13 protein-coding genes are annotated in these 13,100 nt (G+C 74.8%); 6 read left to right on the top strand and 7 right to left on the bottom strand.

The window, feature by feature from the left end:
- The first annotated feature begins 296 nt into the window (after nucleotides 1–296).
- From ABT093_RS07990 to ABT093_RS07980, 3 genes are all read left to right on the top strand, one after another.
- Nucleotides 297–638 carry a rodlet layer protein gene (locus ABT093_RS07990; protein ID WP_350561627.1) on the top strand — a complete coding sequence of 114 codons (342 nt, stop codon included), beginning with the start codon at nucleotides 297–299 and terminating at the stop codon, nucleotides 636–638.
- An 88-nt stretch (nucleotides 639–726) separates the two neighbouring features.
- Nucleotides 727–1,071, top strand: coding sequence for a rodlet layer protein (locus tag ABT093_RS07985; protein WP_350561625.1), 345 nt, complete (start codon nucleotides 727–729; stop codon nucleotides 1,069–1,071).
- Nucleotides 1,072–1,192: 121 nt separating this feature from the next.
- Complete coding sequence (locus tag ABT093_RS07980) at nucleotides 1,193–1,456, top strand: hypothetical protein (RefSeq protein WP_350561623.1); 264 nt, start codon at nucleotides 1,193–1,195, stop codon at nucleotides 1,454–1,456.
- Nucleotides 1,457–1,520: 64 nt separating this feature from the next.
- Here ABT093_RS07980 and hemB read toward each other — a convergent pair whose 3' ends face one another.
- The 7 genes from hemB to ABT093_RS07945 all read right to left on the bottom strand — a co-directional run bounded on the left by hemB (nucleotide 1,521) and on the right by ABT093_RS07945 (nucleotide 8,895).
- The gene (hemB, locus tag ABT093_RS07975; protein ID WP_350561621.1) at nucleotides 1,521–2,501 is read right to left on the bottom strand and encodes a porphobilinogen synthase; all 981 of its coding nucleotides are present in this window, start codon (nucleotides 2,499–2,501) and stop codon (nucleotides 1,521–1,523) included.
- A 64-nt stretch (nucleotides 2,502–2,565) separates the two neighbouring features.
- A complete protein-coding gene (locus tag ABT093_RS07970) occupies nucleotides 2,566–4,236 on the bottom strand; it encodes a bifunctional uroporphyrinogen-III C-methyltransferase/uroporphyrinogen-III synthase (RefSeq protein ID WP_350561619.1) in 1,671 nt (556 codons plus the stop codon).
- Nucleotides 4,233–5,261: a hydroxymethylbilane synthase gene (hemC, locus tag ABT093_RS07965; protein WP_350561616.1), complete on the bottom strand. Its 1,029-nt coding sequence runs from the start codon at nucleotides 5,259–5,261 to the stop codon at nucleotides 4,233–4,235. The genes ABT093_RS07970 and hemC overlap by 4 nt, the downstream gene beginning before the upstream one ends.
- A 41-nt stretch (nucleotides 5,262–5,302) precedes the next feature.
- A complete protein-coding gene (locus tag ABT093_RS07960; RefSeq protein ID WP_350561614.1) occupies nucleotides 5,303–6,640 on the bottom strand; it encodes a glutamyl-tRNA reductase in 1,338 nt (445 codons plus the stop codon).
- Nucleotides 6,641–6,671: 31 nt separating this feature from the next.
- Nucleotides 6,672–7,559, bottom strand: coding sequence for a redox-sensing transcriptional repressor Rex (locus tag ABT093_RS07955; RefSeq protein WP_350561612.1), 888 nt, complete (start codon nucleotides 7,557–7,559; stop codon nucleotides 6,672–6,674).
- A gap of 101 nt (nucleotides 7,560–7,660) precedes the next feature.
- Nucleotides 7,661–8,458, bottom strand: coding sequence for a 3'-5' exonuclease (locus tag ABT093_RS07950; protein ID WP_350561610.1), 798 nt, complete (start codon nucleotides 8,456–8,458; stop codon nucleotides 7,661–7,663).
- 152 nt (nucleotides 8,459–8,610) lie between these two features.
- Complete coding sequence (locus ABT093_RS07945) at nucleotides 8,611–8,895, bottom strand: glutaredoxin family protein (RefSeq protein WP_350561608.1); 285 nt, start codon at nucleotides 8,893–8,895, stop codon at nucleotides 8,611–8,613.
- Nucleotides 8,896–9,014: 119 nt separating this feature from the next.
- Here ABT093_RS07945 and ABT093_RS07940 point away from each other — a divergent pair, with 119 nt between their 5' ends.
- The 3 genes from ABT093_RS07940 (at nucleotide 9,015) to ABT093_RS07930 (ending at nucleotide 13,078) form a co-directional block, all read left to right on the top strand.
- Complete coding sequence (locus ABT093_RS07940) at nucleotides 9,015–10,052, top strand: HAD family hydrolase (RefSeq protein WP_350561606.1); 1,038 nt, start codon at nucleotides 9,015–9,017, stop codon at nucleotides 10,050–10,052.
- 616 nt (nucleotides 10,053–10,668) lie between these two features.
- The gene (locus ABT093_RS07935) at nucleotides 10,669–11,442 is read left to right on the top strand and encodes an ECF subfamily RNA polymerase sigma factor, BldN family (RefSeq protein WP_350561953.1); all 774 of its coding nucleotides are present in this window, start codon (nucleotides 10,669–10,671) and stop codon (nucleotides 11,440–11,442) included.
- A 280-nt stretch (nucleotides 11,443–11,722) separates the two neighbouring features.
- A complete protein-coding gene (locus tag ABT093_RS07930; protein ID WP_350561604.1) occupies nucleotides 11,723–13,078 on the top strand; it encodes a DUF5667 domain-containing protein in 1,356 nt (451 codons plus the stop codon).
- Nucleotides 13,079–13,100: the final 22 nt, after the last annotated feature.

Here is a 13,100-nt window from a genome sequence, read left to right as displayed (position 1 = left end):
CTGCCTGTCCGTACTGGAGATCCATGGGGAGACGGCTGCGCGGGCGCAGCCGAAAGCAACGGGCTCAACGAGCGAGCGGTGTCCCCGATAGCGACGGTTAACCACTTCGGGTTAATAATCCGACCGGAAACCGTTGCCCGCCGCGCCTCCCGGACTCTTTTCCAAAATCCCCGTAACCTTCCGTGCCGTGATTCTTTGATCTGAACGTCAGTGACCGCAGACCGGGTCTGGGCGTTGTACGCGTTGTACGCACGGAAACCGCACGGAAACCGAGCTTTTCAGAGAGGGATCTCCCCATGATCCAGAAGTCCTTCGCCGCCGCCGGCCTGGCCGCCGCGGCGCTGGCCGCCGCGGCGCCGGCCTCGGCCATCGGCGACGCGGACGGCGCCGCCGGGTCGTTCCAGGGCAACGGCGGCACCAACTTCACCGGCACCGTCGGCGACCACAGCCCGAACTTCCACTTCCTGGACAACGCGAACATCTGCCTGCCCGAGATCCACAACATCGCCGTCGGCGTGCTCGGTGTGGCCGTCCCGGTCGAGGTTCCGATCGCCAACAGCGGCGGCAAGCAGTACTGCACCCAGGGCCAGGGCACCCAGTCCAAGGGCGACGCGGGCGTCTCCCACCTGATCGGCTGACCCGCCCGTCCCGGCAGCGTCACCCCTTCCGACCGAACCGACCACCTTCGAATCGCTCCCCGATTCACCCCCCGAGAGGAACACCGAAATGATCAAGAAGTCCCTCGCCGCCGCCGGCCTGGCCGCCGCCGCCATCGCGATGTCCGCCGGTTCGGCCGCGGCCATCGCCGACTCGGACGGCGCCGCCGTCTCCGCCCAGGGCAACGGCGGCACCAACCAGACCGGCACCCACGGCGACCACAGCCCGAACTTCCACACCCTCGACAACGCGAACATCTGCCTGCCGGAGATCCACAACGTCGCGGTCGGCGTCCTGGGCATCGCCGTCCCGGTCGAGGTTCCGATCCTCAACAGCACCCCGAAGCAGATCTGCAACGTCGGCCAGAACACCCAGTCCTCGGGCGACGCGGGTGTCTCGCACCTGATCGGCTGATCCAGCCGCACGGCGCGACGGAGGGCCCGGGGACGTCTGGTCCCCGGGCCCTCCGGGCGTCCGGGCACACCCCCACAAGCAGAGCGTCCGCACCGGGCGCTCCGGAAGAAAGGGCAGATCCATGAAGAGCACGCTGGGCAAGATCACCCTGACCGCCATCGGCGCGCTGGCGCTGGCCGGCCTCGCCGCCCCGGCGGCGTCCGCCCACGTCGGCCTCGCCGGCGGCGGCGAGTTCGTCGCCTCCGCCGACCCGGTGTTCGCGGCCGGCGAGTGGTGGGGCGTCGCCCACACCTCGCACATCAAGACCGGCGCCCACGGCTTCGGCGCCGCCACCTCCACCGACCTCGTCGGCGGCGTGGAGGGCTTCGCCCACCTCGGCGACTGACGGCGGGCACGCCGAAGGCCGGGTCCCTCCCGTCGGAGGGGCCCGGCCTTCGGCGCGCGCGGCCCTACTTCAGCAGCGCGGCGGCCTCGACGGCCCAGTAGGTGAGGATCTGCTCGGCGCCGGCCCGGCGGATCGAGGTGAGGGTCTCCAGGATGGTGCGCTCGCGCTCGATCCAGCCGTTGGCGGCGGCGGCCTCCACCATCGCGTACTCACCGGAGATCTGGTACGCGGAGACCGGCACCGGGGAGACGTCGGCGACCTGCCGCAGGACGTCCAGGTAGAGCATGGCGGGCTTGACCATCACCATGTCGGCGCCCTCGGCGAGGTCCAGCTCCAGCTCGCGCAGCGCCTCGCGGGCGTTGGCCGGGTCCTGCTGGTAGGTCTTGCGGTCGCCCTTGAGCGAGGAGTTGACGGCCTCGCGGAACGGACCGTACAGCGCGGAGGCGTACTTGGCGGTGTAGGCCAGGACGGCCACGCCCTGGTGCCCCGCCTCGTCCAGCGCCCGGCGGATCACCGCGATCTGGCCGTCCATCATGCCCGACGGGCCGACCATGTGGACGCCGGCCTCGGCCTGCACCACGGCCATCTCGGCGTAGCGCTCCAGGGTGGCGTCGTTGTCCACCGAGCCGTCCTCGGCCAGCACGCCGCAGTGGCCGTGGTCGGTGAACTCGTCCAGGCAGAGGTCCGACATGACCACGAGCCGGTCGCCGGCCTCCGCGACCACGTCGCGGATCGCCTGCTGGAGGATGCCGTCCGGGTTGGTCCCCTCGGAGCCGTCGGCGTCCTTCACCTCGGGCAGGCCGAACAGCATGATGCCGCCGATCCCCGCCTCGGCGGCCTCCGCCGCGGCCCTGCGCAGGCTGTCCCGGGTGTGCTGGACCACGCCCGGCATCGAGGAGATCGGCTTCGGCTCGGTGATGCCCTCGCGGACGAAGGCGGGAAGGATCAGCTCCGCCGGGTGCAGCCGGGTCTCGGCGACCAGCCGGCGCACCGCCGGGGTCGAGCGCAGGCGGCGCGGGCGGACGTACGGGAATTCGGCGGACACGGCTTCTCTCTCCGGACGATGTGCGGTGCCGGGGGCGGCGGTCGGGCCGCCCCCGGTCTCTACGTCAGCGCGCGGCCTTGCGGCGCGAGCCGGGACGGCGCTCACTGGGGCGGTAGACGGGCTCCCCCGCGGCGGTCGCGGTGTCCCGGCGCTTGGCCCCGAAGTCGGCCAGTGCCTGGGCCAGCGCGGCGGCCGACGGTGCCGGGGCCATCACGTCGACCCGCAGGCCGTGCTCCTCGGCGGTCTTGGCGGTGGCCGGACCGATGCAGGCGATGACCGTCACGTTGTGCGGCTTGCCCGCGATGCCGACCAGGTTCCGCACGGTCGAGGACGAGGTGAACAGCACCGCGTCGAAACCGCCGCCCTTGATCGCCTCACGGGTCTCGGCCGGCGGCGGCGAGGCGCGCACCGTCCGGTACGCCGTCACGTCGTCGACCTCCCAGCCCAGCTCGACCAGGCCGGCCACCAGGGTCTCGGTGGCGATGTCGGCGCGCGGCAGCAGCACGCGGTCGATCGGGTCGAACACCGGGTCGTACGGCGGCCAGTCCTCCAGCAGCCCGGCCGCGGACTGCTCACCGGACGGCACCAGGTCCGGCTTCACGCCGAAGTCCACCAGCGCCTGCGCGGTGCTCTCGCCGACCGCCGCGACCTTGATCCCGGCGAACGCCCGGGCGTCCAGGCCGTACTCCTCGAACTTCTCGCGCACCGCGCGCACCGCGTTCACCGAGGTGAAGGCGATCCACTCGTAGCGGCCGGTGACCAGGCCCTTGATCGCGCGCTCCATCTGCTGCGGGGTGCGCGGCGGCTCGACCGCGATGGTCGGCACCTCCTGCGGCACCGCGCCGTACGAGCGCAGCTGCTCGGAGAGGCCGTAGGCCTGCTCCTTGGTGCGCGGCACCAGCACGTTCCAGCCGAACAGCGGCTTGGTCTCGAACCAGGAGTGCGAGGCGCGGTGGGCGACCTGCTCACCGACCACGGCTATCACCGCGGTGGCCGGGTCCACCGGGGCCGAGACCGGCGAGGGCAGCACCCGGGCGGCCTTGAGGTCCGCCGCGATGGAGGCCAGGGTCGCGGTGAAGGTGCGCTGGCGGGTGGTGGTGCCGGAGAGCGTCGCGCTCAGCGCGGAGTCCGGCTTGCGGCCGTTGGAGACCAGCGCGTTGGCGGTGGCCGGCAGCTGGCCCAGGGTGGTGCGCACCACCAGGGTGGTCTCCGGCGCGCCCAGGTCCACCGGGGAGCCGGCCAGCAGCGCCGCGGCCTCCACGAAGCGGACGTCGGTGCCGGCCGCGCCGCGCAGCGGCACGCCCGCGTAGGCCGGTACGCCGACCGACTGGGCGACGCCCGGGATCACCTCGAAGGCGATCCCGGCGCCGGCGCAGCCGAGCATCTCCTCGGCCGCGCAGCCGTCCAGGCCCGGGTCGCCGTCGACGGTCCGCACCACGTGCTTGCCGGAGCGCACGGCCTCGGCGACCAGGTCGGCCAGGTCGAAGTCCGGCCCCTCCGCGCCCGGGGCGTGCACCTGCACGCCGGACGGACAGTGGCTGCGCACGGCGGCGGCGGTCAGCGGGTCGGCGACCAGCACGTCGGCGGAGGCCAGCACCTCGACCGCGCGCAGGGTCAGCAGGCCCGGGTCGCCGGGGCCCGCGCCCAGGAAGGTGCAGCGGCCGGTGGCGGGGACGGTGCCCCCGAACGGGCTGTCGGCCGGGAACGGGCCGTCGGTGGCGGTGGTGGGGCTCATCGGGCTCGCTCCCCCATCAGGGCGGCCGCGCCCGCGTCGAGCAGCCGGGCGGCCAGCGCGCGGCCGAGGGCCGCCGCCTGCTGCTCGGCGGTCTCGTCGAGGACGATCGGACCGTGGGCGGACATCTTCAGCAGGGTGGCGCCGTCGACGGTGCCGACCACGCCCTCCAGCCGCAGTTCGGTCTGGTGCTCCCAGCCGGCCAGCGCGGCGACCGGAGCGGAGCAGCCGGCCTCCAGGGTGGACAGCAGGGCGCGCTCGGCGGCCACCGCGACCCGGGTGGGGGCGTGGTCGAGGGCCGACAGCGCGGCGGCCAGTCCGCTCCCGTCCGGGAGCACAGCGGCGGGGGTGCACTCGACGGCGAGCGCGCCCTGGCCCGGAGCCGGGATCATCAGCTCGGGGTCGAGGTGCTCGGTGATCTCGGCGGCCCGGCCGAGCCGGTTCAGGCCGGCCGTGGCCAGCACCACCGCGTCCAGCTCGCCGGAGGTGACGAAGCCGATCCGGGTGTCCACGTTGCCGCGGATCGCGACCGTCTCCAGCCGGACGCCGTTGGCCCGGGCCCAGGCGTTCAGCTGCGCCATCCGGCGCGGCGAGCCGGTACCGACCCGGGCCGCGCGGCCGGAGCCGGCCAGCTTCTCCACCAGCTCGCCGAGCGCCAGGCCCTCTCGCGCCACCAGGGCGTCGCGGCTGTCCTCGCGCTGCGGGACGGCCGCCAGCACCAGGCCCTCGGGGGCCGTGGTCGGCAGGTCCTTGAGCGAGTGCACGGCGAAGTCGATCCGGCCCTCCAGCAGCGCGTCGCGCAGCGCGGAGACGAACACCCCGGTGCCGCCGATCTGCGCCAGCGCCTCGCGGGAGGTGTCGCCGTAGGTGGTGATCTCCACCAGCTCGACGGGGCGTCCGGTGAGGCGGGTCACCTCGCGGGCGACCATGCCCGACTGGGCCATGGCGAGCGCGCTGCGCCGGGTGCCGAGCCGCAGGGGTGTCGCGGTGGCGTCCGACGTGTGGCCGGTGAGCGGTTGACCATTCATGAGGTGATCGTCCCGGTGGTACTCGTGGGATGGCTGACGGTTCATCCGGCGCCCCCGCCCGCAGGCTGCTGGGCGCCGATCGGAGTGCCCGAAACCGCGTGCACGGCGGCCGGGTCGAGGTCGAACAGTTCGCGCAGGGCCTCCGCGTAGGAGGCACCGCCCGGCTCGGCGGCCAGCTGCTTCACCCGCACGGTGGGCGCGTGCAGCAGCTTGTCCACCACCCGGCGGACGGTCTGGCCGATCTCGGCGCGCGAGCGCTCGTCCAGTCCGGGCAGCCGGGAGTCCAGGCGGCCCAGCTCGGCGGCGACCACCTCGGAGGCCATCGCGCGCAGCGCCACCACGGTCGGGGCGATCCGCGCGGCCCGCTGGGCGGCGCCGAAGGCGGTGACCTCGTCGGCGACGATGCCGGTGACGGCGTCGACGTCGCCCGCGCCCGGGGTGGCGGCGTGGGCGTGCGAGAGGCTCTCCAGGTCGACCAGCAGCGCGCCGGGCAGCTCGTGCACGGCGTGGTCGACGTCGCGCGGCATGGCGAGGTCGAGGAAGGCGAGCGGGGCCGCGCCGCCGCGCGCGGCGACCGCGGCGGCGACGTCGTCGGCCTTGACCACCACGCCGGCCGCACCGGTGCAGGAGATCACCAGGTCGACGTCGGCCAGCGCCTCGGGCACCTTGGCCAGCTCCAGGGTGCGGGCGATGTCGGTGCCGAGGATCTCGACCAGCCGCTCGGCGCGGGCCGGCGTCCGGTTGGCGATCAGCAGGTCGGTCACGCCCGAGCGGACCAGCGTGGCGGCGGCCAGCGAGCTCATCGAGCCCGCGCCGACCACCAGCGCCCGCTTGCCCGCGATCTCGCCCGCGCCGGCCGCGACCTGCTCCAGGCCGAAGGTCACCAGCGACTGGCCGGCCTTGTCGATGCCGGTCTCGCTGTGCGCCCGCTTGCCGACCCGCAGCGCCTGCTGGAACAGCTCGTTCAGGCCGCGCCCGGCGGTGTGCTCCTCCTGGGCCTTGGCCAGGGCGTCGCGCAGCTGGCCGAGGATCTGGCCCTCGCCGACCACCATCGAGTCGAGGCCGCAGGCCACCGAGAAGAGGTGGTGGACGGCCCGGTCCTCGTAGTGGACGTAGAGGTGCGAGGTCAGCTCCTCGAGGTCCACCCCGCTGTGGTGGGCGAGCAGCAGCGACAGCTCGGCGACGCCGGCGTGGAACTTGTCCACGTCGGCGTACAGCTCGATCCGGTTGCAGGTGTTCAGCAGCGCGGCCTCGGCGACGGTCGCGGACGCGGCCGCGTCGTGCAGCAGCCGGGTCGGCACCCCACCGGTCAGCGCGGCGCGCTCCAGCACGCCGACCGGGGCCGTGCGATGGCTCAGCCCTACGACGAGAAGACTCACGCCCGCTCCCTGGTCCCACGAATCTCGGTGCTCATGCCGGCATCACCGCGGACAGCTCGCCCTCGCCGGCCTTGCCGGGCTTGCCCTTCGCCGCCGGGTCCGCGTCCTCGGCGGCCGGGCGGGTCTTGCCGCTGCCCCCGGCCGCCCGGCGGAGCTTGGCGGCGGCGGCCCGGACCGGGCCGGGGGCCCGGTCGAGCACGGACTCGGTGCGGTCCGGCTCGTCGCCGGCCTTGCGCTGCTCGTGGAAGGCGAGGATCTGCAGCTCGATGGAGAGGTCCACCTTGCGCACGTCCACCCCGTCCGGGACGGTCAGTACGGTCGGGGCGAAGTTCAGGATGCTGGTGACGCCGGCCTCGACCAGCCGGTCGCAGACCTGCTGGGCCGCACCGGGCGGGGTGGTGATGACGCCGATCGAGACGTGCTGGCTCTCCACGATGGACTCCAGTTCGTCCATGTGGCGCACGGGCAGGCCGGCCGCGCTGCTGCCGACCACGGCCGGGTCGGCGTCGAGCAGGGCGGCGACCCGGAAGCCGCGGGAGGCGAAGCCGCCGTAGTTGGCGAGCGCGTGGCCGAGGTTGCCGATGCCGACGATGACGACCGGCCAGTCCTGGGTCAGGCCCAGCTCGCGGGAGATCTGGTAGACGAGGTACTCGACGTCGTAGCCGACGCCGCGGGTGCCGTAGGAGCCCAGGTAGGAGAAGTCCTTGCGGAGCTTGGCGGAGTTCACCCCGGCCGCGGCGGCCAGTTCCTCGGAGGAAACGGTCGGCACCGAGCGCTCGGAGAGCGCGGTGAGCGCACGCAGATAGAGGGGCAGCCGGGCGACCGTCGCCTCCGGGATGCCCCGGGCACGCGAGGGTCGGCGCGCGGCGCCCGGGTCGGGCGTCTGCGAACTGCTCTGTGGTGATCGGCCGATTGCCACGGTGCTCCTGTGGGTGAAGCTGGGCTTTGGCAGCCAGGCTATGCGTTTGTGAACGTGTGCACAAAGATGGTGTCCGATTTGTCCCCGCACAGTGATGCGCATCACGCCGAGGACCCCATAGCACCGGCCGATTTCCGGGCCGTCGCCGGGGGCGGTGCAGCGGGTGGCCGGGACCCGTACGGAAGACGGTCCGGCAGGTCGCGCGGGGCGGGCACGGGAGCCGGGCGGAAGGGGTCGCGCAGGACCAGCGGGACCGGCTCGCCCGACGGGCGCGAGCGCGCCCGCCCGAGCCTCGGCCACGGCACCCGGGCCGCCTCCCGCAGCGGCCCGGTCCAGTCCCCCGGCGGGCAGGACGGAGCGTCCAGGCAGTGCCGCAGCAGGCCGGCGGTGGCGCGGGCGTCGCCCAGCGCGGTGTGCGCCGCGAAGCCGCCGAGGCCGGCCGCCTCCACGCAGGCCGCCAGCCCGAAACCGCGGGCCTGCGGCAGGTGGGCGCGGGCCAGCCGCATGGTGCACAGCAGCGGCACCGCCGGCAGCGGCACCCCGATCCGGGCGAACTCGCGGTCCAGGAAGGCCTGGTCGCAGGTGACGTGATGGCCGACCAGTACCCGGCCGGCCAGCAGCTCCAGCAGCCTCGGGGCGATCTCGCGGAACCGCGGGGCGCCCTCAACGTCCTCCTGCGCGATCCGGTGCACGTGGGTCGGGCCGACCGGGCCCAGCGGGTCGAGCAGCGTGCAGAACTCGCCCTCCGGGCGCAGCCGCTCGTCCAGCAGCACCACGGCCACCTCGACCACCCGGTGCCGCCAGGGGCTGCGGCCGGTCGCCTCCACGTCGACCACGGCGAAGCCCCCGCGCGCGGCCGGCGGGTCGGCGGGCGCTGCCGGGGAAGGGCCGGGAAGCATGGCGGCACTCCTCGCGTGCTCAGCCCCCCATGGGCGCAAACGAGTTCGATCGTAAGCCGACCGACGGGCGGCGTCCCAAGCCGAGCACGCGGAATCTTCGCAACGATTCGGCGAACCGCCCCCGCCGGACGGCGGGGGCGGGGCTCGGGGAATCAGGCGCCGAGGGCGGTGCGCAGGCGCTTCTCGTCCACCCGCCAGAAGTCGTGCTGGCGGCCGTCGATCAGGGTGACCGGGATCTGTTCCCAGTAGCGCCGGTAGAGCTCCTCGTCCTGGGTGATGTCCTTCTCCTCGAAGGACGCGCCCAGCTCGGCCGTCACCCGCACGATCACCTCCCGGGCGTCGTCGCACAGGTGGCAGCCGGGCTTGGCCACCAGGGTCACGGTCCGGTCGGCCGGCTTCGGCTCGGGCTTCTTGTCGCGTCGCAGCAGTGGGCTCACCCCGCCATTGTGCGACGCCCCTACACGACGGGCCGGACACGACCGGCCTTCCTCCCGTTCACCCCCCGGGCACGCCGCCGTCACGGCCCCCGCCCAGGTGGCTGGCTATGCTCGGTGACATGGCCGTGCTCCGAAGGCTCCTCCAGACAAGGCGCTCCACCAGCGCGCGGACCGCCCTGGCGGGCGAGGCCGCGGCCGAGGCGGCGGAGGCCGCGCTGCGGGCCGTGCCACGGCCCGCCGGGGAGCCCGGGCAGGCCGGGGAGGGCCCGCCGGCCGGGGAGGCACGGCCCGCCGAAGGGGACCGAGCGGCCGAGCAGGCGCAGCCGGCCAGGCGCGGCAGGGCTCCCAAGGCTCCTGTGGGCAACCACACACCCGAGCCGGACGACCCGCGCGCCGCCGCGTTCTTCGACTGCGACAACACCATCCTGCGCGGCGCCGCGATCTTCTACCTCGGCGTCGGCCTCTACCGGCGCGGCTTCCTCAGCCGCCGGGACGTCGCCCGGTTCGCCTGGCAGCAGGCCTGGTTCCGGGTGCACGGCGCCGAGGACCCGGAGCACGTGGCGGACGCCAAGCACACCGCGCTCGGCGTGGTGGCCGGCAAGCGGACCGCCGACCTGGAGGCGCTCTGCGAGGAGGTCTTCGAGGACGTCATCGCCGACAAGGTGTGGCCGGGCACCCGCGCGCTGGTGCAGATGCACCTGGACGCCGGGCAGCGGGTCTGGCTGGTCACCGCCGCCCCGGTGGAGGTGGCCCGGATCATCGCGGCCCGGCTCGGCATGACCGGCGCGCTCGGCACGGTGGCCGAGGCGCGCGACGGCGCGTACACCGGCCGGCTGGTCGGCGACCTGCTGCACGGGCCGGCCAAGGCGGCCGCGGTGCGGGCGCTGGCCCGGCGCGAGCGGCTCGACCTCGACCGGTGCGCCGCCTACAGCGACTCGGCCAACGACATCCCGATGCTCTCGCTGGTCGGCCACCCGTACGTGGTGAACCCGGACGGCGCGCTGCGGCGGCACGCCCGGGCGCAGGGCTGGCGGGTCCGGGACTTCCGCACCGGGCGCAAGGCGGCCCGGGTGGGCCTGCCCGCGGCCGCCGCGCTCGGCGTGGCGGCCGGCGCCGCCGCGGCCGGGGTCGCGCTGCACCGGCGGCACCGCGGCTGAGCCGCCGCACCCGGGGCGGGCCGGGCCCCGGCGCCGCTCCGCGGCCGCCCGTCCGGCCGCCGCCCGCCGGGGTGAGGGCGGTCAATCCGCCCGCTGACCAGGCCGCTCGTACGGGCGAACTCCCGCGCGTCGCGGGGCCGTCCGGACCTCACGACCGAACTCGCCGCCCGGTGACCGGATCTGATCGTTCGCCGACTCGCCAAAGTCGGGGATTATCGGGTCACCGAGCCGGGAAACCGCCCGCCGCGCCGCCGAATTGGTCACCTGGCGCACTCGTTCTGTCACGTTGAGCCAGGCTATCGCCGACACGTTCGGACAGTGTCGGCCGGATATGCACTCCATGCGGATCCCAAACGACCACTTCGACCACACGGTGTAGCTGTCATTGCACAAAGCGTTATTCTCTCCTGGATGCACGTCACCCACCCGCCCCAGGTACGACCGGGCGGGACGGGCGTGCTCTCCGCGCAGGCGGAGGTGATCCGTCCACAGTTCTGCCTCTGGGAGTCCCGTGTACCCACCCGTCCGGAACGACGCGCCTGCACCCTCCCGCCCGTCGTCCGCGCCCCTGCGCTCCCGCGCCGGCCTCCGCGGCCGCCCGGTCCCGCCCCGGCAGATCTCCACCGGCCTGGACCTGCTGCGCAGCCTGCTCCGCAGCCAGCTCGCCGCCGTCCCCCAGCCGGTGCCCGCCGGAGCCCCGTCCGTCCACGGCCCCGTCGCCGGCGGCCCGTTGCTGCGCACCACCGCCGCCGGATCGACCGGCGCCGGCACCCGCGGCCGCACCGGCACCACCGGCGGCCGTAGCCGGGCCCGCACCACCACCGGCCCCGGCTACGAGACCGAGCACAACCCGATCATGGAGCTGGTCGAACGGGCCCAGGCCGGCGAGAGCGAGGCCTTCGGCCGGCTCTACGACCACTACGCGGACACCGTCTACCGCTACATCTACTACCGGGTCGGCAGCCGGGCCACCGCCGAGGACCTCACCAGCGAGACCTTCCTGCGCGCGCTGCGCCGCATCGGCACCTTCACCTGGCAGGGCCGGGACTTCGGCGCCTGGCTGGTGACCATCGCCCGCAACCTGGTCGCCGACCACTTCAAGTCCAGCCGCTTCCGGCTGGAGGTGACCACCGGCGAGATGCTCGACTCCAACGAGTGCGAGCGCAGCCCCGAGGAGTCGGTGCTGGAGTCGCTCTCCAACGCCGCCCTGCTGGAGGCCGTCCGCCGGCTGAACCCGCAGCAGCAGGAGTGCGTCACCCTCCGCTTCCTGCAGGGGCTCTCGGTCGCCGAGACCGCCCGGATCATGGGCAAGAACGAGGGCGCCATCAAGACCCTCCAGTACCGCGCCGTGCGCACCCTGGCCCGCCTGCTCCCGCCCGACGCGCGGTGAACGGGCGGTGCCCCCGGGCGGGGTCCGGGGACGCGCCGGGAGGGCCGGGGCGCGGATCGTCACCTTCCGGGACGGCCCGACACATCCGGGTGAACGGGCGGGCCGGTGATCAACCGTGCGTAACCGACCGCCCGCGCCGCTCGTTGGCCAGCGTGCAAGCCTCCACCAGGCGTACGGTCAAGTCGAATTGCGACCTCTCACCCGATGGAGTGGCTTTGGCTTGCCGGGGCAACCGTCCGGCAGGCCGGGGTGTCGACAACGACGAAGGGAGGTGTGGCCCGTGACGGCAAACGTGCTGGAGCACCGGCGGGCGAAGGCCTTCGCCGAGGCGCTGGAGGCCCACCAGGCGGAGCACCGCGCTGCCGACGGCGACGGAACGGCCAGCACCGCCGGCGGGAACGCCGGTCCGGCCGCGATGGCGGAACTCATCGACACGGTCGGCGCGCTCCGCGCGCTGCCCGCGCCGGGCCTCGACCGGGAGGTCAGGACCGTTCAACGCGCCCAGCTGATGGCCGCGTTCGAGCAGGCCTTCGCGGGCGGTCCGGGCGCCACCGTGCCACGGCAGCGCCGCCACCGGGCCGTGCGCACCGCGCCGCGCGGACGCTGGAGCCGCCGGTTCGCGATCGGCGGCCTGGTCGCCGGCCTCGCGGTCGGCAGCTTCGCCGGCGCCGCGGCCGCCAGCGGCAACGCCCTTCCCGGCGACCCGCTGTACGGCATGAAGCGCGGTCTGGAGGGCCTGCGGCTCAACCTCGCGGGCTCCGACAGCGAACGCGGCGAACTGCTCCTGGACAACGCCTCCACCCGCCTCGGCGAGGCGAGGTCGCTGGTGGGCCGGACGGACTCCGCCGGCGCGCTCAGCCCGGGCACCGTCGAGCAGGTCCGCAGGGCCCTCGACGCCATGCACGCCGACGCGATCAGGGGGCGCGACCTGCTGCGCGCCGTCTACCGCAACAACGGCTCGCTGGACCCGATGCGCGCCCTGGCCGGCTTCGCCCAGGACGGCGACGGCACCTGGACCGAGCTGCAGTCCCGGCTCCCGGTCCAGCTCATCCCGCAGGCGCACCTGGTGGACCAGCTCTTCGACGACATAAGTGAGGACGTCGCGCCCCTGCACCTGGTCGAGCAGCCCGCCAAGGGCGGTGCGCCGGCCGGAGGCGGGGCGGGCGGCGCGACCCACGGCGCGGGCAGCGGCGGCTCGGGCGGACCGTCCGCCGGGACGGCGCCCGGCGGCAACCCGGCGGTCGGCGACGCGCCGGCCCAGGGCGGCGCCACCGGCGGCCCGGCGGCCGGGGCGGTCGGCGGCAGGCCGGGCGTCACCCCGCAGGTCCCGGCCCAGGGCGGCATCCTCGGCCCGGCGGCGCCCGCCGCACCGGTCCTCCCGCTGCCGAGCAACCCGGCCGACGTCGTCCCGGCGCCGGTCGGCGGGCTGGTCGACAACCTGACCAGCGGGCTCACCGGTGTCAAGCCCTCGCCCAGCGCGGACGCCCCCGCGGCCCCGGCCCCGGCACCGGCGCCGGACCAGCCCCCGGCCTCGCCGAGCGAGGCGCCCAGCGCGAGCGGCGCCGCCCAGCAGGGCGTCGAGGTGCCTCCGCTGATCCCGGGCCTGCTGCCCGGTCTGCGGATCCTCGGCGGCTGACCGGACCGGCGGGAGAACGGAA

Origin of the sequence: Kitasatospora sp. NPDC002551 (genome assembly GCF_040296005.1) — a bacterium.
In the GTDB taxonomy this organism is placed as follows: Bacteria; Actinomycetota; Actinomycetes; order Streptomycetales; family Streptomycetaceae; genus Kitasatospora.
This window is presented reverse-complemented; position numbering and strand designations above follow the sequence as displayed.